The sequence below is a fragment of the Sandaracinobacter sp. genome, from assembly GCF_041909755.1.
Lineage (GTDB): Bacteria > Pseudomonadota > Alphaproteobacteria > Sphingomonadales > Sphingomonadaceae > Sandaracinobacteroides.
In genome coordinates, this window is record NZ_JAYRCW010000026.1 from 1 (window position 1) to 16,166 (window position 16,166).

The window sequence follows — 16,166 nt, forward strand, 5'->3', positions numbered from 1 at the left end:
AGTACCCCGGCCTGCCGGGCTGGGGGGCGGGGGGGGGGGGTTGGCCCCCGCGCGGCGCTTTGCTTTCCGGGCGGAAAGGGCGGATTTCCGGGGGTTCGGAAAGATGTCGAATCCGTCCAATACAGCGGACCGCCCCGGGGCTTATTCCAGACTTGCGACCCAAAGGATGGTCATTCCCGCCGAGGTCCGGCGGGGGCTGCGCATGCGCAGTCTCCAACGGCTGACGCGGCCACCATCCTCACTTTTCCGCCCCGGGGCTTCGGCCCCGGGGCGGCTTTTCCGCTATTCAAGCGGCGAGGGTTGATTTTCCTGCGATTTCGATGGACTATTCCGCCTGTCAACCGGCGGGCTTGCTGCAAGGAAACTTCCCTGGCGGCGGCCTTTGCTTTCCGATGCTTGTGCAGCGTGCGGACGGGCAACGCGCCGGGAAGGTCCTTGTTCCGGGCCAATCTGAACAGGTGGTCGCATGCTGTCTGTGCCATGGGTGTTGCCCCTTGAAGGGCATTTGAGGCGGTGAGGGCGCCGCAGTTCTCGCTGCGCTATTTTTCCCCGGCCGCGCCGCTGCGCGCCTGGGTTTCCAGCTATTATGTGTTCGAGGCGGACGCGCCCGCGCTGACCGACACGCTGCGCGCCGAGCTGCCGCAGGTGCGGTTCCTCTATGCCGGATCGGGCTGCTTCAACTATGGCGACGGGCCGACGGTGCCGATGCCGCAGGCCGCCCTGTGCGGGCCGACCAATGTGGCGGTGCGGTTCAGCGCGGTGGGGCCGCTGAAGATCTTTGGCGCGGGGCTGCTGCCGGCGGGCTGGGCCGCGCTGGTGGGGGCGGGCGCAAGCGAATTCGCCGATCGGCTGACCGACCTGGAGGATGTGGCGGGGCCGGTGGCGCGGCGGGCGCTGCAGCGGATGGGCGAGGCGCGATCCCACCGGGAGGTGGTGGCCGCCGCCGACGCCTTCTTCCTGCTGCTTTCGATGCAGGCGAAGCCGCCGCCCATATGGTTCACCCGCGCCGCCGACGAGTGGCTGGCGGGATCCATCAACCCGGACGTGAACGACCTGGTGAAGCTGACGGGGATGTCGTCGCGCCAGATCGAGCGGCTGGCGCTGAAGGTGTATGGGGCGAGCCCGAAGATGCTGGCGCGCAAGTATCGCGCGTTGCAGGCCGCCGTCCGCCTGGGGCTGGAGCCCGACGCGGGCTGGGAACAGGCGGCGGCCGGGGCCTTTTACGACCAGTCCCACTTCATCCGGGACTTCAAGAATTTCGTGGGCATGACCCCCAGCCAGTTCACCGACAAGGAGAGCCCCTGGCTGACGCGCCTGACGATCGCGAAGCGGCAGAATCTGGTGACGATGCCGAAACTGAATTTGGTAAGCTAGAGCGGGTTTTCTTTCGGCCCCTGCGGGCGGGCCGCATCCGCGGCCCTTGCTTCGGCGCACTTGCGCCGGCGGCCGGTCGGCCTTGCGGCGCTTTGCGCCGGGCCGCCATCAACGCGAAGCGTTGACTGGCGGACTCCGCGCAAGCACGGCCGGCTGAGCGGGCGATCACTATCGCCCGTCCAGACCGACGGCACGAGGCTTTGCCTCGTTGCTCTTTGTTGCGGTGCGTTGGTGAAAGAGGGCCGGACTCGGCGGCTTAGCCGCCGGCCGACCCTCCGCTGACTGTGGTTTCCGCATCCTTCGTCTTCCACAACGAGAAGCCGACGCCCGCCGCGAGGATGGCGAAGGTGACGCCGAGGCTGATCGACGGCGGCACCTTTCCGCCTGCGAGGCCGAGCAGATCGCCCAGGAAGATCTTCGAGCCGATGAACACCAGCAGCACCGCGAGCGCATATTTCAGATAGTGGAAGCGGTGCACCATGGCGGCGAGCGCGAAATAGAGCGCGCGCAGGCCGAGGATGGCGAAGATGTTCGACGTGTAGACGATGAACGGGTCTGTCGTGATGGCGAAGATCGCGGGGATCGAATCGATCGCGAAAACAAGGTCCACGAACTCCACCATGACAAGCGCGAGGAACAGGGGCGTTGCCCAGGTGACGAGCCGGCCGGTGGCCGCATCGGGCTGCTTCACGAAGAACTGGTTGCCGTGCAGCCCGTCTGTCACGCGCATGTGCCCGCGAACCCATTTGAGGACGGGGGAGCCGGCGACGTCATACTCCTTGTCGGCGTTGCGCCACATCTGGATGCCGGTGACGATGAGGAAGGCCGCGAAGAGATAGAGCACCCAGGCATATTGGGTGACGATCGCCGCGCCGAAACCGATCATGATGCCGCGCAGCAGGATCACGCCGAGGATGCCCCAGAACAGGACGCGGTGCTGATAAAGCCTTGGAATCGCGAAGTAGGTGAAGATCATCGCGATGACGAAGACATTGTCCATCGCGAGGCTTTTTTCGACGACGAAGCCGGTGACATATTCGATGGCCGCCTGCTGGCCGAGCTGCCACCAGACGAAGCCGGCGAAGCCGAGGCCGAGCGAGATGTAGAAGGCGGAGAGCCAGAGGCTTTCCTTGACGCCGATTTCATGATCCTCGCGGTGGAGGACGCCGAGATCGAGCGCGAGCAGCGCCACGACGATGCCGAAGAAGCTGAGCCAGAGCCAGAGCGGCGTGCCCAGCCATGCCGTTGCCAGCAGATCCATTTTTCCCCTCTTTCGAACAGCGATGCGCCGCGTCAGCGCCGATTTTCATCTGCGCTTCCGACATCACCGTGCGCGCCCGCACGGCCAGAGGCGCCCGGAATTGAAGGCGAGCTAGGGCCCGGGCGACATTGTTTCAAGGGGGACATGAAAAATCCCCGGCGCGCGGGCGCGCGCCGGGGATGGGCCGTGTGGTTTTCGGGCGGCCGGCTTCAGCTGGCATAGCTGGGGTCGAGCCGGTCCATCTTGCGGCGGAGCGCGGGCCAGGCGAGCAGGTTGCCGACGACCTTCAGGCCGGTCGCGCCCTGTTCCTTGGTTTTTTCCGGGGTGCCCTGCGGCGGATGGTTGATGAGCTGGGTGCCGCCGGCGAGCGCGTGGATCTGCGCTTCGCAGGCGCGTTCGAGGAAATAGAGACGGATGAAGGCTTCGCCCACGGTTTCACCCACGGCGAGCGTGCCATGGTTCCGGAGGATCATCGCGTTCTTCGTGCCGAGATCGGCGACGAGGCGCTCGCGCTCGTCGAGGTCGACGGCGACGCCCTCATAATGGTGGTAGGCGATCTCGTCGCGGATGAGCATCGCCGTCTGCGTGAGGGGCATGAGGCCATCGGACTGGGCGGAGACGGCCTGGCCCATGGGGGTGTGCAGGTGCATGACGGCGTGCGCGTCTTCCCGCGCCATGTGGACGGCGGAGTGGATGGTGAAGCCGGCCGGGTTCGTCATGTAGGGGGTTTCCATGACGGGATTGCCCTGCACATCGATCTTCACCAGCGACGAGGCGGTGATCTCGTCGAACATCAGGTTGTAGGGGTTGATGAGGAAATGATGTTCGGGGCCGGGCACCCGGACCGAGAGGTGGGTGAAGATGAGATCATCCCAGCCATAATGCGCGACAAGGCGATAGGCGCAGGCGAGATCGACGCGGCGTTCCCATTCCTCTGCGGAGACCTGCGCGCGCACGTCGGTTGGGGTTTTCAGTTGGGTCGCCACGGCTTCTCTCCCTCTGCGGGCCCCTTCCCGGCCCGGCATGCATCCGAACAGTAGCGCACATTGTCCCAATCCCGCGACCATTTCTTCCGCCAGCTGAAGGGGCGGCCGCAGCGCGCGCAGACGCGGGTGGGGAGATCGGACTTCTTGCGCATCCTGGGCATGGGCGGGCATGTGGGGCGGGCGGGCGGCGGCTGCAATGCGCTGGTCATGAAGCGGGGCTAGCGGCGTTGCCCAGGGAGACTGACATGGCGGGACGGGATTTCGATCGGCGGACATTGCTGGCGGGGGCGGCAGCCGGGGCCGGGCTGCTGTTGCCGGGCGTGGCCTGGGCGCAGCGGCGCAAGGCGGTGCAGGCGGCGCCGCTGGGCGGGTTCACCCATGGTGTCGCATCGGGCGAGCCTTCGCAGACCTCCATGCTGTTCTGGACCCGGTTCGAAGGGGCGGGCGGGCAGGCGGTGCCGCTGGAGCTGGAGATTTCGGGCGATCCGCGCATGGCGCGGGCCCGGGTGATGGGGCAGGCGCTGGCGGAGCCGGGGCGGGACTGGACAGCGCGGGTGACGGTGAAGGGGCTGGCGCCGGGCCGAACCTATTACTACCGCTTCATCGGGCCGGGGAAGAATGTGAAATCGGCGATCGGGCGGACGCACACGCTGCCCGAGGGCAGCCCGGCGGCGTTCCGCATGGGGGTGTTTTCCTGTTCCAACCTGCCGTTCGGCTGGTTCAACGCCTATGCCCATGCGGTGGCGGCGGATGACATCGACCTGATCGTCCACCTGGGCGACTATATCTATGAATATGCGCGCGGCACCTATCCGGGCGCGCGGGAGGCCGTGGCCGGGCGGGTGATCGAGCCGGCGGGCGAGACGATCCGGCGCGAGGATTACTGGGCGCGATACCGGGGCTATCGCGCCGACCCGGATCTGCAGGCGCTGCATACACGGGTGCCTGCGGTGACGGTGTGGGATGATCATGAGATCGCCAACGACGCCTGGCGCGCGGGGGCCGAGAACCATGGGCGCGACGAGGGCGAGTGGGCCGCGCGCGTGGCGGCGGCGAAGGCGGCCTATCGGGACTGGATGCCGGTTTCGGATGCGCTGTGGGCCAGTTACGACATCGGCCGGCTGGCGACGCTGTACCGGCTGGAGACGCGGGTGAGCGGGCGGGACGAGCCGCTGGATCTGGCGGCGGCGATCCGCAAGGGGCCGGACACGATGACCGCGCTGAAGCGGCTGCGCGACGAGCAGTGGGTGGCGGGCAACCGGCAGCTGCTGGGCGTGGAGCAGGAGCAGTGGCTGTTCGCGCAGATGCAGGCGGCCGCGAAGCGGGGCGTGCGCTGGCAGGTGCTGGGGCAGCAGGTGGTGATGGGGAAGATCCTGATGCCGCAGGGCGCCTCGCAGCTGGCGGGGCCGAATCCGAGCGGCGAGGTGGCGGCCTTCCTGGGGGCGGCGGAACTGTCTGCCAAGCTGGGGCTGCCGCTGAACATGGACAGCTGGGACGGCTATCCGGCGGCGCGGGCGCGGGTGCTGGGCATGGCGCAGAAGGCGGGCGCGGACCTGGTGGTGCTGGCGGGCGACAGCCACAACGCCTGGGCGAGCGACCTGGTGAACGACGGCCGGCCGGCGGGGGTGGAGTTTGCGGGACAGTCGGTGTCTTCGCCCGGGTTCGAGCATTATCTGCGCTCTGCGCCGCCGGCGCAGGTGGCTGGCGCGCTGACGGCGGCGAACCCGACGCTGCGATGGGCCGACACATCGGGCCGGGGCTATATGCAGGTGGTGCTGACGCCGGCCGAGGCGCTGTGCGAATGGCGCTTTACCCAGCCGGTGACGGCGCGGTCCGACAGGCTGGCGCGGGTGCAGCGCGCGCGCGTTGGCGCGGGGCAGAGGCGGTTGCAGATGGGGTGACGGTGGCGTAGGGGGCGCGGCCATGATCCAGCGCTATTCCCGCCCCGACATGGTTTCCATCTGGACGCCGGAAGCCCGCTTCCGCATCTGGTTCGAGATCGAGGCCCATGCCACCACCGCGCTGGCGAAACTGGGCGTGGTGCCGCAATCGGCGGCCGACGCGCTGTGGGCCTGGTGGGCGACCAATCCCGCGATCGACGTGGCGGCCATCGACGCGATCGAGGCGGTGACCAAGCATGACGTGATCGCCTTCCTGACCTGGGTGGCCGAGCAGGTTGGCGAGGAAGCCCGCTTCATGCACCAGGGGATGACGAGTTCCGACGTGCTGGACACCTGCCTTTCGGTGCAGCTGGCGCGGGCGACCGACATCCTGCTGGCAGACATGGATGCGTTGCTGGCGGCGCTGAAGCGCCGGGCGCTGGAGCACAAGTTCACGCCGACGATGGGGCGCAGCCACGGCATTCATGCCGAGCCGGTGACCTTCGGCTTCAAGCTGGCGCAGGCCTATGCCGAGTTCGACCGCTGCCGGGCGCGGCTGGCGGCGGCGCGGGACGAGATCGCGACCTGCGCGATTTCGGGCGCCGTCGGCACCTTCGCCAACATCGACCCTGCCGTCGAGGCGCATGTGGCGTCCGAGCTGGGGCTGAAGGTGGAGACGATTTCCACCCAGGTGATCCCGCGCGACCGGCATGCGATGTATTTTGCGACGCTGGGCGTGATCGCCAGCAGCGTGGAGCGGCTGGCGGTGGAGATCCGCCATCTGCAGCGGACCGAGGTGCTGGAGGCGGAGGAGTATTTCGCACCGGGGCAGAAGGGCAGCTCTGCCATGCCGCACAAGCGCAACCCGGTGCTGACGGAGAATCTGACCGGGCTGGCGCGGCTGGTGCGGTCTGCCGTGACGCCGGCGCTTGAGAATGTGGCGCTGTGGCACGAGCGGGACATCTCGCACTCGTCGGTGGAGCGCGGGATCGCGCCGGATGCGACGATCACGCTGGACTTTGCGCTGGCGCGGCTGACGGGCGTGGTGGACAAGCTGCTGATCTATCCCGAGCGGATGCTGAAGAACCTGAACCGGATGGGCGGGCTCATCCATTCGCAGGGCGTGCTGCTGGCGCTGACGCAGGCGGGCGTGAGCCGCGAGGGCGCCTATGCCATCGTGCAGCGCAACGCGATGAAGGTGTGGGAATCGGATGGGGCCTTGCAGCTGCGCGACCTGCTGGGGGCAGACCCGGAGGTGACGTCGCGGCTGTCGCCGGCGCAGCTGGACGGGCTGTTCCAGCTGGACCATCATTTCCGGCAGATCGACCATCTGTTCGAGCGGGTGTTCGGGCCACAGGGCTGAATCCTGCAGGGGCCTGCCGGGGCGCCGATGCTGCGGCGCAGCGGAGGTCGTTAACGGTGTAAAGATTCCTTACAGATTCGCGAATCCTGATTCGTGAAAGTCGTTGAATCCTAAATATTTGGCGCTTGGCACGCTGTTTGCATGTTCCGTGGAGCTGGGTTTCTTGTCTCTAGGAGCAAAATATGACCTTCAAATTTGCCATTCCTGCCCTTGCGGTGGCGGCAGCCTTTGCGGCTCCGGCATCGGCCGCACTTCCGGTTTATGCCCCGATCGGCACGCCGAACGCCACGACTTACAGCTTCGCGGCGAGCTCCACCGGTCACATCACGCTCTATTATCTGGGCGGCATCACGACCGGTTACGCGACCGAGCTGACGCTGCTGGTGAACGGCGTGGAGCGCAGCGCCATTCCGGCCGCCGCCGTCGATCCGAAGGCCGTGGGCTGGGATGCGACCTGGGGGTCTGCCCATGATTTCGGCGCTGTCTATGCCGGCGACACGCTGGTCTGGAAGCTGACGCACATCGCGCCGCCGACGGTGGCCGGCGTGGAGATCCATTCGGATCCGTCGCTGAACCCCGACCCGGGCCCGGGCGGCACGAAGAACAACGTGTTCAGCGCCGCTTACGGCGGTGGTGACTATGGTGTTGCCGCTGGCAGCTACACCTATGTCGCGTTCGAGGACATCTATGGCCGGTCGGACCCTGCGCCGCACCGTCCGGGCAACCTCTACAACGACTATGACTACAACGACTTCCGCTTCGCCTATTTCGTGAACGGAAACGCGGTTCCCGAGCCGGCGACCTGGGCGATGCTGATCACCGGTTTCGGCCTGGTGGGCTTCGCGATGCGCCGCCGCAAGGCGTCGCTGTCGTCCGTCGCCGCCTGACGGTTTCGAACAACAGGGGAAGGGGCGGGGCCGCGAGGCTCCGCCCCTTTGCTTTGGGCGGGTCCTTGCCGGTGCGGATCGTGGGCGATCCGCTGCGGGCGCTCGCTTTTCTTGACTCTGCCGCCCTGTTGGGCCATGGCGCGGCGCAACATGCACCCGAAAACCTGTTTTCGAGTGTCCACGGATGCACGCCGGTCAGCGAAGGTTCGCACGCCGGCGCGTTTTGCGTTGGGGCGGGTTCCGCGAGCGGCGCCTTTCCCCGGAACCGGAGTGACGGATTGCCCATGGCGAGGATGACCGCCTGATGTTCGAGAGCCTGTCCGAGCGCCTTGGCGGCGTGTTCGACAAGCTGCGCGGGCGCGGTGCGTTGAACGAGCTGGAAGTGCGGGCTGCCATGCGCGAGGTGCGCGTGGCGCTGCTGGAGGCCGATGTCGCGCTGCCGGTGGTGAAGGACTTCGTCGACCGTGCCACCGAGCGGGCGGTCGGCGTGGAAGTTCTGAAGTCGGTGACGCCCGGCCAGCAGGTCGTGAAGATCGTGAATGACTGCCTGGTGGAGACACTGGGCGGCGAGAATGCCGACATCGAGCTGAACGTGGCGCCGCCCGCCGTGATCATGATGGTGGGCCTTCAGGGCTCGGGCAAGACCACCACGACGGCGAAGCTGGCGAAGCTGTTGAAGGAAAAGCGCGGGCGCAAGGTGATGATGGCGTCGCTGGACGTCAACCGCCCGGCCGCGCAGGATCAGCTGAAGGTGCTGGGCGAGCAGGTTGGCGTGGCGACCTTGCCGATCGTCGCCGGGCAGCAGCCGGTGGAGATCGCCAAGCGGGCGCTGCAGGCGGCGAAGCTGCAGGGCTTTGACGTGCTGATGCTGGACACCGCCGGGCGGCTGCATGTCGACCAGGCGCTGATGGCGGAGATGAAGGCCGTCAGCCAGGCGTCCCAGCCGGCCGAGACGCTGCTGGTTGTCGATGCGCTGACCGGCCAGGACGCCGTGAACGTCGCGGAGAATTTCGGCCGCGAAGTGCCGCTGACCGGCGTGGTGCTGACCCGGATGGACGGCGATGCGCGCGGCGGCGCGGCGCTGTCGATGCGGTTCATCACCGGCAAGCCGATCAAGTTTGTCGGCACGGGCGAGAAGATCGACGCGCTGGAAGCGTTTCACCCGGAGCGCGCCGCGGGCCGCATCCTGGGGATGGGCGATGTCGTTTCGCTGGTGGAGCGTGCGGCGGAGACGCTGGACGTCGCCGAGGCCGAAGCGATGGCGGCGAAGCTTGCCAAGGGCAAGTTCGACATGACCGACATGCTGGCGCAGTTCCGCCAGATGAAGAAGATGGGCGGGCTGGGCGCGCTGGCGAAGATGCTGCCGGGCATGGCCAAGGCGCAGGAAGCGATGGCGGCCGGCAAGGTGAACGACAAGTCCGTCGCGCGGCTGGAAGCGATCATCCTGTCCATGACGCCGAAGGAGCGGGCGAAGCCCGACCTGCTGAACGCGCGGCGGAAGATCCGCATCGCCAACGGGTCCGGCGTGACGGTGCAGGAGGTGAACCGCCTGCTGAAGATGCACGCCGACATGGAAACCGCGATGAAGCGGCTGAAGAAGATGGGCGGGCTGGGCGCCCTGGCCGGCATGATGGGCGGCGGGATGCCGGGCCAGATGCCGGGCGCGCCGGGCGAAATGCCGGCGCTGCCGCCGGGGATGTTCCCCAAGCTGCCCGGCGGGTTCAAGTTCAAGCGATAATCACTGAAACAACATCGAGTTAGAGAGCAAGGAAGAAGAATATGGCACTTTCCATTCGTCTGTCGCGCGGTGGCGCAAAGAAGCGCCCGGTTTACCGCATCGTGGTGGCCGACAGCCGCGCCCCGCGCGATGGCCGCTTCATCGAGAAGCTGGGCACCTATAACCCGCTGCTGCCCAAGGATTCGGCCGAGCGCATCACGCTGGACGCCGAGCGCGCGAAGCACTGGCTTTCGGTTGGCGCGCAGCCGACCGACCGCGTGGAGCGTTTCCTGGATGCCGCCGGCCTGCTGACCCGCACGACCCGGAACAACCCGAAGAAGGGCGAGCCGGGCGAAAAGGCCAAGGAGCGCCTGGAACTGAAGGCGCAGAAGGAAGCCGAAGCGGCTGAAGCCGCCGCTGCCGCCGCTGCTGCGCCGGTGGAAGAGGCCGTTGCCGAAGAGCCGGCCGCCGAAGCGCCTGCCGCCGACGAACCGGCTGCCGAAGCCGCCGAGACGACCGAAGGCTGATCGCGATGGGCGCCGGGCGGCCTGTCGTGATGGCGGCCGTGGCCGGCGCCCATGGTGTTTCCGGCGAGGTGCGGCTGAAGCTGTTCACCGCATCCGCCGAGGGGCTGAAGGCCCACCGGACATTCGACGCAGGGGGGCGGACGCTGACCCTGAAAAGCCTGCGGCCCGGGCCGCATGGCGCTGTTGCGCGGTTTGCCGAAGTGGGTGACCGCACGGCGGCCGAAGCCCTGCGCGGCACGCTGCTGTCGGTGCCGCGCGAAAGCCTGTCGCCGCTGCCGGCGGGCGAATATTACTGGCACGACCTTGTGGGGCTGAAAGTGGTTTCGACGGCCGGCGAAGCCTTGGGCGAAGTGGTTGCGGTGGAGAATTTCGGCGCGTCCGACCTGATCGAGGTGGCGCTGGCGGGCGGGCGCCGCGTGCTTGTGCCGCTGATCCCTGCGGCGGTGCCGACGGTGGCGGATCCGCTGGTGATTGACGCCGGTTGGCTGGAATAGTATATACGTACCGTATATACGGGAGGCATCATGAACGCGCAGCGCAGCACCAGGGTTTTCAAGAGCGGCAACAGCAAGGCTGTGCGGCTGCCGGCAGATTATCCGCTGGAACCGGGGCAGGAAGTGATCGTGCGCGAAGAGCAGGGGCGCTATGTGATCGAGCCTGTCGAGAAGAAGGCGATTGCGCTGGACGATCTCTATGGATCGGTGCCGGGGTTGAAGCCGATCCCGCCGGAAGACCGGGAGTTCGAGGAGCGCGATCTTCCGTGGCAACTCGTGGGGATCAGGCTTGACTGAACCGACACGGTTTCTGCTTGATTCCAATATCTGCATCGCATTCCTTGCCGCCGGCGGCGAAGGACTGCGGGCGCGGGTGCGGCTGCATCGCGACCAGTTGGTGACATCCAGCATCTGTTTCGGCGAAGTGATGCTGGGGTTCGAGCGGGCGGGCGCCGAAGCAGGACTTTCGGCCGCCCGCGCCCTGTTCGGGTTCGTGACGGTCTTGCCCTATGACAAGGCAGCTGCGGACCAATATTCCAGACTGCCGTTCCGGCGAGGTCGGCTTGACCGGCTGATCGCCGCGCAATGCCTGAGCCTGGGAGCGGTGCTGGTGACCGCAAATGTCGCGGACTTTTCAGACATCCCGTCGCTGCGGGTCGAAAATTGGCTGGTATGAGCTGGCGGGCCCAGGTTGTGACCCTGTACCCGGAGATGTTTCCGGGGCCGCTGGGGGTTTCGCTGGCCGGGCGGGCGATGGCCGAGGGCCGCTGGGGGCTGGAGGCGATCCAGCTGCGGGATTTCGCCGAGGGGCGGCACCGCAATGTGGACGACACGCCGGCGGGCGGCGGGCCGGGCATGGTGCTGCGGGTGGATGTGCTGGCGCGCGCGGTGGACCATGCGCGGGCGCTTTCCCCTGCTGCGCCGGTGCTGGCGATGACGCCGCGCGGGCCGCGGCTGACGCAGCGGCGGGTGCGCGAGCTGGCGGCGGGGCCGGGGGTGACCATCCTGTGCGGGCGGTTCGAGGGGTTTGACGAACGGATCTTCGAAGGACGGGGCGTGGAGCCGGTTTCGATCGGGGACTATATCCTGTCTGGCGGGGAGACGGGGGCGCTGGTGCTGCTGGATGCTTGCGTTCGGCTGCTCGACGGCGTAATGGGCGCCGCTTCCAGCGGAATCGAGGAAAGCTTCGAAAGCGGCCTCCTCGAATATCCGCACTATACCCGGCCCGCCGTGTGGGAGGGACATGGGATACCCGAGGTTCTGACGTCGGGCGACCATGGGAAGATCGAGGCCTGGCGCAAGCTGAGGGCAATCGAGGACACGAGGCTATGGCGGCCTGACCTGCTGAGGGATGAGTCCTGACCGGACCGGCCCGAGGCATCCGCCCTCTGGCGACATCAACCGGCCCGCAAACAAGGGCATGGGGCGACGGAAGCGACTGTCCGGACGCACCCGATGGAGTGAAGAATGAACCTGCTTCAGATGATCGAAGCCGAGAATATCGCCAAGCTGAAGGCAGCGCGTGGCGTTCCCGAATTCCGCGCCGGCGACACGCTTCGCGTGGGCGTGAAGGTGAAGGAAGGCGAGCGCACCCGCGTTCAGCAGTTCGAAGGCGTGTGCATCGCGCGTTCCAACAAGGGCATGGGATCGAGCTTTACCGTTCGCAAGATCAGCTTCGGCGAAGGCGTGGAGCGCGTGTTCCCGCTGTATTCGCCGATCATCGAGACCATCGAAGTGGTTCGCCGGGGCGCCGTGCGCCGGGCGAAGCTCTATTATCTGCGTGGCCGCAGCGGCAAGTCTGCCCGGATCGCCGAGCGCCGCGATGCGCGCCCGGTTGCCGAGAAGGCCGAAGCGTAAGATATGGCAGCCGGCGCGGCCCACCCCGCGCCGGTTTCCGGTGTGATCGAGGATGGCGTGCACCGGTTTCCGGTGCGCGTCTATTTCGAGGACACCGACCTTTCCGGCATTGTCTATCATGCCAATTACCTGCGCTTCATGGAGCGGGCGCGGAGCGACCTGCTGCGCGTGATCGGGATTGACCAGCGCGGGGCGTTCGAGGGCGGCGAGGGCGTCTATGCCGTGGCCGACCTGCAGCTGAAATATCTGCGCCCGGCGAAGCTGGATGACGATCTGCTGATCGAGACGCGCTGCCTGGCACTGGGCGGGGCGAGCGTGAGCATGGGCCAGCGCATCCTGCGCGGCGGCGAGCTGCTGGTGGATGCGCAGGTGCGCGCCGGGTTCCTGACGCCGGCCGGGCGGCCGCGGCGGCAGCCTGCCGCATGGATGGACGCTTTTGCCCGGCTGTTGCCCGCGCACCCTTGAGCCGGGCCGTTCACTTCCCGTAAAGCCCTGTGACCTATTTCCGGGGCGTGACGAAACGCCCCAGCCGGAGAATGACTTGGACCAGCTGATGGTGAAGACGGCGGAGACGATGTCTCCGTGGGCGCTGTTCCTGCAGGCCGACATCGTCGTGAAGGTGGTGATGATCGGGCTGTTGCTGGCCTCGATCTGGTCGTGGGCGATCATCTTCGAGCGCTCGAAGCGGCTGCGGCAGATCGACGGCGAGGCCGAGGCGTTCGAGGAGCGCTTCTGGAAGGCGAAGACGCTGGACGAATTGCAGGCGACCAAGGGCAGCCACCCGACCGCCGACCTGTTCCGCGCCGGGATGGACGAATGGCAGGCGAGCGTGGAGGGCCGCGCGAACGTGGACCGGGAGGGCGTGCGCGCCCGGCTGCACACGGTGATGGCGGCTTCCATCGACCGCAGCGTATCCGACCTTTCCGACCGGCTGAGCGTGCTGGCGACGATCGGGTCCGTTGCGCCCTTCGTGGGGCTGTTCGGCACCGTGTGGGGCATCATGCGCGCCTTCATCGCCATCGGGGCGACGCAGAATACAAGCCTGGCCGTGGTGGCGCCGGGGATCGCGGAGGCGCTGTTCGCGACCGCCATCGGCCTGTTTGCCGCCATTCCGGCGGTGATCGGCTATAACCGGCTGCTGCACCGGATCACCCGGCTGGAAGACCGGCTGCAGGGCTTTTCCAGTGCCTTCCATGCGCTGATGTCGCGCGAGCTGGACGGGGTGCATTGAGTGGGCATGGGGGTTAGCGGGGGCCGCAGGGGCCGGCGCCGGCAGCCGATGGCGGACATCAATGTCACGCCGATGGTGGACGTGATGCTGGTGCTGCTGATCATCTTCATGGTGGCGGCGCCGCTGCTGGTGACCGGGGTGGCGGTGGACCTGCCGAAGACGGCGGCGAAGGCGCTGCCGAGCGACAATGAACCGATTTCGATCACCATCGACGGGCGCGGGCAGCGCTTCATCGGCGAGGAGCAGCTGAGCGACGCGGCCTTTGCGGCGCGGCTGACGGCGTTGCAGGACGCGCGCGGCGCGGAGGCGCGGGTGGTGATCCGCGCCGACGCGGCGCTGCCCTATGGTCAGGTGGCGGCGTTGCTGGCGGACGTGACGGGATCGGGCTTTACCAAGGTGGCGCTGGTGAACCAGCCGCGCGCGGCGGAGCCCGGCGCCGGGGAGACCGGCGCGGGATGACGGAGGGGCGGGCCCTTCTGGTTGCGGCGCTGCTGCACATCGCCCTGTTGGGGGCGCTTTCGCTGGGCCTGGCGCGGAGCCTGCAGATGACGGCCGAGCCGGATGTGACGCCGGTGGAATTCGTGGACATTTCCGACATGGCGCAGGTGACGAGCCCGCCGAAGCCTTCGATGGAGGCGGCCCCGCGGGAGCCTGAGCCGCTGGCGGCGCCCGAGGCGATGCCCGACGCGCCGCCCGCGCCCGAAGTGCCGGCCCCGCCCGCGCCGAAGCCGGTGAAGGCGCCGGACGACACCGCCGCGCAGGACGCGATCGCCGAGGCCGTGGCCGCCGCCCAGCCGAAGCGGCCGCCGCCCGTGAAGGCGCCGGTGAAGGACAAGGCCGGACAATCCGCAGCCCTGCTGGACAAGAGCAAGCCGAACGCCGCGCGGCCGCGCGAGACGAGCGATTTCGCCCGGACCATCGAGGACGCCCTGCCGAAACAGTCGCGGCTGTCCGCCATTCAGGCGGCGACGCTGGAGCAGGCGATCCGGGCGCAGATCGCGCCCTGCTGGAACCCGCCCATCGGCGGGGCGGACGTGGCCGAGATGACGGCCGTGCTGCGCATCCGGCTGAACCGGGACGGCAGCGTCGCCGCGCCGCCCGAATATGTGAGCCAGACCGGCGCGACCGCCGGAAACCAGGCCTATGCCCGTGCCTTCGTGGAAACGGCGAAGCGCGCCGTGCTGCGCTGCGCCCCGCTGGACCTGCCGGCGGACCTGTACCCGCACTGGCGGGAGTTTGAACTGAACTTCGACCCGAGGCTGATGACATGATCGCAAGACTGGCCCTGTTCCTGTGCAGCCTGACCCTGGCCGTCCCCGCGGCGGCGCAGCTGAGGATCGACATCACCAGCGGGGTGGCGGCGCCCATGCCTGTCGCCGTGCCGGCCTTCCCCACCGGGGCGGCCGTGGCGACGCCCGCAGGGACGACCGCCGAACTGGGGCGGCAGGTGGCGGCCATCATCGGCAACAACCTGTCCGGCACCGGGCTGTTCAAGCCGATCGATCCGGAGGCCTTTCCGGCGCCGGGCCTGGCCGAGGTGGATGCGCCGCAGTTCGCGGCCTTCCGCACGGCGGCCGCGCAAGCGCTGGTGACGGGGTTCGTGACAGCGAACGCCAACGGCACACTGACCATTGGTTGCCAGCTGTATGACGTGTTTTCCGAAGAGCGGCTGGTGGCGCAGGGCTTTACCGTGACGCCGGCCGGCTGGCGGCGGGCGGCGCACAAATGTTCCGATCTGGTCTATTCGCGGCTGACAGGGGAGAGCGGCTATTTCGACAGCCGCATCGTCTATGTGGCGGAGAGCGGGCCGCGCACCAAGCGGGTGAAGCGGCTGGCGGTGATGGACCAGGACGGGGCGAACCACCGCTTCCTGACGAGCGGGCAATCGCTGGTGCTGATGCCGCGCTTCTCGCCGGTGAACGAGACGCTGAGCTATATGAGCTTTGCGCAGGACCGGCCGCGCGTGTGGATCTACAACATGGGGACGGGCCAGCAGCAGGCGGTGGGCGAGTTCGACAGCATGAGCTTTGCCGGGCGCTTTTCGCCGGACGGGCGCACGCTGGTGTTCAGCGTGACGCGGGCGGGCAACGCCGACATCTATGCCTATGACATCGCCAGCCGGGCGACGCGGCGGCTGACGAACGGCAACAGCATCGACACCTCGCCCAGCTATTCGCCGGACGGACGGCGGATCGTGTTCGAAAGCGACCGGGGCGGATCGCAGCAGCTGTACGTGATGAACGCCGACGGATCGGGCGCGCAGCGGATCAGCTTTGGCGACGGGCGCGCCGGTTCGCCGGTGTGGAGCCCGCGCGGCGACCTGATTGCCTTCACCCGGATGCAGGGCGGCAAGTTCCGCATTTCCGTGATCCGGCCGGACGGATCGGGGGAGCGGCTGCTGACGGACAGCTGGCAGGATGAAAGCCCCAGCTGGGCGCCCAACGGGCGGGTGATCCTGTTCAGCCGGACCGAGCGCAACGGGCGTTCGAGCCTGAGATCCATCGACCTGACCGGCCGCAACGACCGGCGGATCCCGACCCCCCTGGAAGCGAGCGACCCCGCCTGGGGCCCGCTGCTGAAATGATGGCC

The 16,166-nt window shown here is 67.9% G+C and carries 19 protein-coding genes; 16 read left to right on the forward strand and 3 right to left on the reverse strand.

What is annotated here, in order from left to right; genetic code table 11:
* The first annotated feature begins 513 nt into the window (after window positions 1-513).
* On the forward strand, window positions 514-1,374 hold the full coding sequence (locus tag ACE3O8_RS05490; RefSeq protein ID WP_374387608.1) for a helix-turn-helix domain-containing protein: 861 nt from the start codon (window positions 514-516) through the stop codon (window positions 1,372-1,374).
* Window positions 1,375-1,630: 256 nt separating this feature from the next.
* On the opposite strand, the gene ACE3O8_RS05495 is transcribed toward ACE3O8_RS05490, so the two are convergent.
* The 3 genes from ACE3O8_RS05495 to ACE3O8_RS05505 form a co-directional block, all read right to left on the reverse strand.
* Window positions 1,631-2,635: a TerC family protein gene (locus ACE3O8_RS05495; protein ID WP_374387610.1), complete on the reverse strand. Its 1,005-nt coding sequence runs from the start codon at window positions 2,633-2,635 to the stop codon at window positions 1,631-1,633.
* A 209-nt stretch (window positions 2,636-2,844) separates the two neighbouring features.
* Window positions 2,845-3,621 (reverse strand): class II aldolase/adducin family protein, encoded by a 777-nt coding sequence (locus tag ACE3O8_RS05500; RefSeq protein ID WP_374387612.1) that lies wholly within the window; start codon window positions 3,619-3,621, stop codon window positions 2,845-2,847.
* Window positions 3,606-3,782, reverse strand: a complete 177-nt coding sequence (locus ACE3O8_RS05505) for a DUF2256 domain-containing protein (RefSeq protein ID WP_374387614.1) — start codon at window positions 3,780-3,782, stop codon at window positions 3,606-3,608. The genes ACE3O8_RS05500 and ACE3O8_RS05505 overlap by 16 nt, the downstream gene beginning before the upstream one ends.
* Window positions 3,783-3,866: 84 nt before the next feature.
* On the opposite strand from ACE3O8_RS05505, the gene ACE3O8_RS05510 reads away from it, so the two are divergent.
* From ACE3O8_RS05510 to tolB, 15 genes are all read left to right on the forward strand, one after another.
* Window positions 3,867-5,522 carry an alkaline phosphatase gene (locus ACE3O8_RS05510; RefSeq protein ID WP_374387616.1) on the forward strand — a complete coding sequence of 552 codons (1,656 nt, stop codon included), beginning with the start codon at window positions 3,867-3,869 and terminating at the stop codon, window positions 5,520-5,522.
* A 22-nt stretch (window positions 5,523-5,544) separates the two neighbouring features.
* Window positions 5,545-6,864, forward strand: a complete 1,320-nt coding sequence (gene purB / locus ACE3O8_RS05515) for an adenylosuccinate lyase (protein ID WP_374387618.1) — start codon at window positions 5,545-5,547, stop codon at window positions 6,862-6,864.
* Between the two features lie 182 nt (window positions 6,865-7,046).
* On the forward strand, window positions 7,047-7,751 hold the full coding sequence (locus ACE3O8_RS05520; protein ID WP_374387620.1) for a PEPxxWA-CTERM sorting domain-containing protein: 705 nt from the start codon (window positions 7,047-7,049) through the stop codon (window positions 7,749-7,751).
* Between the two features lie 304 nt (window positions 7,752-8,055).
* Complete coding sequence (ffh, locus tag ACE3O8_RS05525) at window positions 8,056-9,489, forward strand: signal recognition particle protein (protein ID WP_374387622.1); 1,434 nt, start codon at window positions 8,056-8,058, stop codon at window positions 9,487-9,489.
* Between the two features lie 41 nt (window positions 9,490-9,530).
* The gene (gene rpsP, locus ACE3O8_RS05530) at window positions 9,531-9,995 is read left to right on the forward strand and encodes a 30S ribosomal protein S16 (RefSeq protein ID WP_374387624.1); all 465 of its coding nucleotides are present in this window, start codon (window positions 9,531-9,533) and stop codon (window positions 9,993-9,995) included.
* 5 nt (window positions 9,996-10,000) lie between these two features.
* Window positions 10,001-10,489 carry a ribosome maturation factor RimM gene (gene rimM, locus ACE3O8_RS05535; protein WP_374387626.1) on the forward strand — a complete coding sequence of 163 codons (489 nt, stop codon included), beginning with the start codon at window positions 10,001-10,003 and terminating at the stop codon, window positions 10,487-10,489.
* A gap of 30 nt (window positions 10,490-10,519) precedes the next feature.
* Window positions 10,520-10,786, forward strand: a complete 267-nt coding sequence (locus ACE3O8_RS05540) for an AbrB/MazE/SpoVT family DNA-binding domain-containing protein (RefSeq protein WP_374387628.1) — start codon at window positions 10,520-10,522, stop codon at window positions 10,784-10,786.
* Complete coding sequence (locus tag ACE3O8_RS05545) at window positions 10,779-11,165, forward strand: type II toxin-antitoxin system VapC family toxin (protein ID WP_374387630.1); 387 nt, start codon at window positions 10,779-10,781, stop codon at window positions 11,163-11,165. Before ACE3O8_RS05540 ends, ACE3O8_RS05545 begins: the two co-directional genes overlap by 8 nt.
* Complete coding sequence (gene trmD / locus ACE3O8_RS05550; RefSeq protein ID WP_374387632.1) at window positions 11,162-11,851, forward strand: tRNA (guanosine(37)-N1)-methyltransferase TrmD; 690 nt, start codon at window positions 11,162-11,164, stop codon at window positions 11,849-11,851. Before ACE3O8_RS05545 ends, trmD begins: the two co-directional genes overlap by 4 nt.
* Window positions 11,852-11,956: 105 nt before the next feature.
* The gene (rplS, locus tag ACE3O8_RS05555) at window positions 11,957-12,346 is read left to right on the forward strand and encodes a 50S ribosomal protein L19 (RefSeq protein ID WP_374387634.1); all 390 of its coding nucleotides are present in this window, start codon (window positions 11,957-11,959) and stop codon (window positions 12,344-12,346) included.
* 3 nt (window positions 12,347-12,349) lie between these two features.
* A complete protein-coding gene (locus ACE3O8_RS05560; protein ID WP_374387636.1) occupies window positions 12,350-12,811 on the forward strand; it encodes a YbgC/FadM family acyl-CoA thioesterase in 462 nt (153 codons plus the stop codon).
* A gap of 88 nt (window positions 12,812-12,899) precedes the next feature.
* The gene (gene tolQ, locus ACE3O8_RS05565) at window positions 12,900-13,577 is read left to right on the forward strand and encodes a protein TolQ (protein ID WP_374387669.1); all 678 of its coding nucleotides are present in this window, start codon (window positions 12,900-12,902) and stop codon (window positions 13,575-13,577) included.
* A 48-nt stretch (window positions 13,578-13,625) separates the two neighbouring features.
* On the forward strand, window positions 13,626-14,036 hold the full coding sequence (locus tag ACE3O8_RS05570) for an ExbD/TolR family protein (protein ID WP_374387638.1): 411 nt from the start codon (window positions 13,626-13,628) through the stop codon (window positions 14,034-14,036).
* Complete coding sequence (locus ACE3O8_RS05575) at window positions 14,033-14,848, forward strand: hypothetical protein (RefSeq protein ID WP_374387641.1); 816 nt, start codon at window positions 14,033-14,035, stop codon at window positions 14,846-14,848. Before ACE3O8_RS05570 ends, ACE3O8_RS05575 begins: the two co-directional genes overlap by 4 nt.
* On the forward strand, window positions 14,845-16,161 hold the full coding sequence (gene tolB / locus ACE3O8_RS05580; protein WP_374387643.1) for a Tol-Pal system beta propeller repeat protein TolB: 1,317 nt from the start codon (window positions 14,845-14,847) through the stop codon (window positions 16,159-16,161). Before ACE3O8_RS05575 ends, tolB begins: the two co-directional genes overlap by 4 nt.
* Window positions 16,162-16,166: the final 5 nt, after the last annotated feature.

What these genes read in the sequence shown, in the direction of transcription:
- ACE3O8_RS05495 (WP_374387610.1), bottom strand. Translation starts at nt 2,635, where the DNA reads ATGGATCTGCTGGCAACGGCATGGCTGGGCACGCCGCTCTGGCTCTGG.
- ACE3O8_RS05505 (WP_374387614.1), bottom strand. Translation starts at nt 3,782, where the DNA reads ATGCCCAGGATGCGCAAGAAGTCCGATCTCCCCACCCGCGTCTGCGCG.
- ACE3O8_RS05510 (WP_374387616.1), top strand. Translation starts at nt 3,867, where the DNA reads ATGGCGGGACGGGATTTCGATCGGCGGACATTGCTGGCGGGGGCGGCA.
- purB (WP_374387618.1), top strand. Translation starts at nt 5,545, where the DNA reads ATGATCCAGCGCTATTCCCGCCCCGACATGGTTTCCATCTGGACGCCG.
- ACE3O8_RS05520 (WP_374387620.1), top strand. Translation starts at nt 7,047, where the DNA reads ATGACCTTCAAATTTGCCATTCCTGCCCTTGCGGTGGCGGCAGCCTTT.
- ffh (WP_374387622.1), top strand. Translation starts at nt 8,056, where the DNA reads ATGTTCGAGAGCCTGTCCGAGCGCCTTGGCGGCGTGTTCGACAAGCTG.
- rpsP (WP_374387624.1), top strand. Translation starts at nt 9,531, where the DNA reads ATGGCACTTTCCATTCGTCTGTCGCGCGGTGGCGCAAAGAAGCGCCCG.
- rimM (WP_374387626.1), top strand. Translation starts at nt 10,001, where the DNA reads ATGGGCGCCGGGCGGCCTGTCGTGATGGCGGCCGTGGCCGGCGCCCAT.
- ACE3O8_RS05540 (WP_374387628.1), top strand. Translation starts at nt 10,520, where the DNA reads ATGAACGCGCAGCGCAGCACCAGGGTTTTCAAGAGCGGCAACAGCAAG.
- trmD (WP_374387632.1), top strand. Translation starts at nt 11,162, where the DNA reads ATGAGCTGGCGGGCCCAGGTTGTGACCCTGTACCCGGAGATGTTTCCG.
- rplS (WP_374387634.1), top strand. Translation starts at nt 11,957, where the DNA reads ATGAACCTGCTTCAGATGATCGAAGCCGAGAATATCGCCAAGCTGAAG.
- ACE3O8_RS05560 (WP_374387636.1), top strand. Translation starts at nt 12,350, where the DNA reads ATGGCAGCCGGCGCGGCCCACCCCGCGCCGGTTTCCGGTGTGATCGAG.
- tolQ (WP_374387669.1), top strand. Translation starts at nt 12,900, where the DNA reads ATGGTGAAGACGGCGGAGACGATGTCTCCGTGGGCGCTGTTCCTGCAG.
- ACE3O8_RS05570 (WP_374387638.1), top strand. Translation starts at nt 13,626, where the DNA reads ATGGCGGACATCAATGTCACGCCGATGGTGGACGTGATGCTGGTGCTG.
- ACE3O8_RS05575 (WP_374387641.1), top strand. Translation starts at nt 14,033, where the DNA reads ATGACGGAGGGGCGGGCCCTTCTGGTTGCGGCGCTGCTGCACATCGCC.
- tolB (WP_374387643.1), top strand. Translation starts at nt 14,845, where the DNA reads ATGATCGCAAGACTGGCCCTGTTCCTGTGCAGCCTGACCCTGGCCGTC.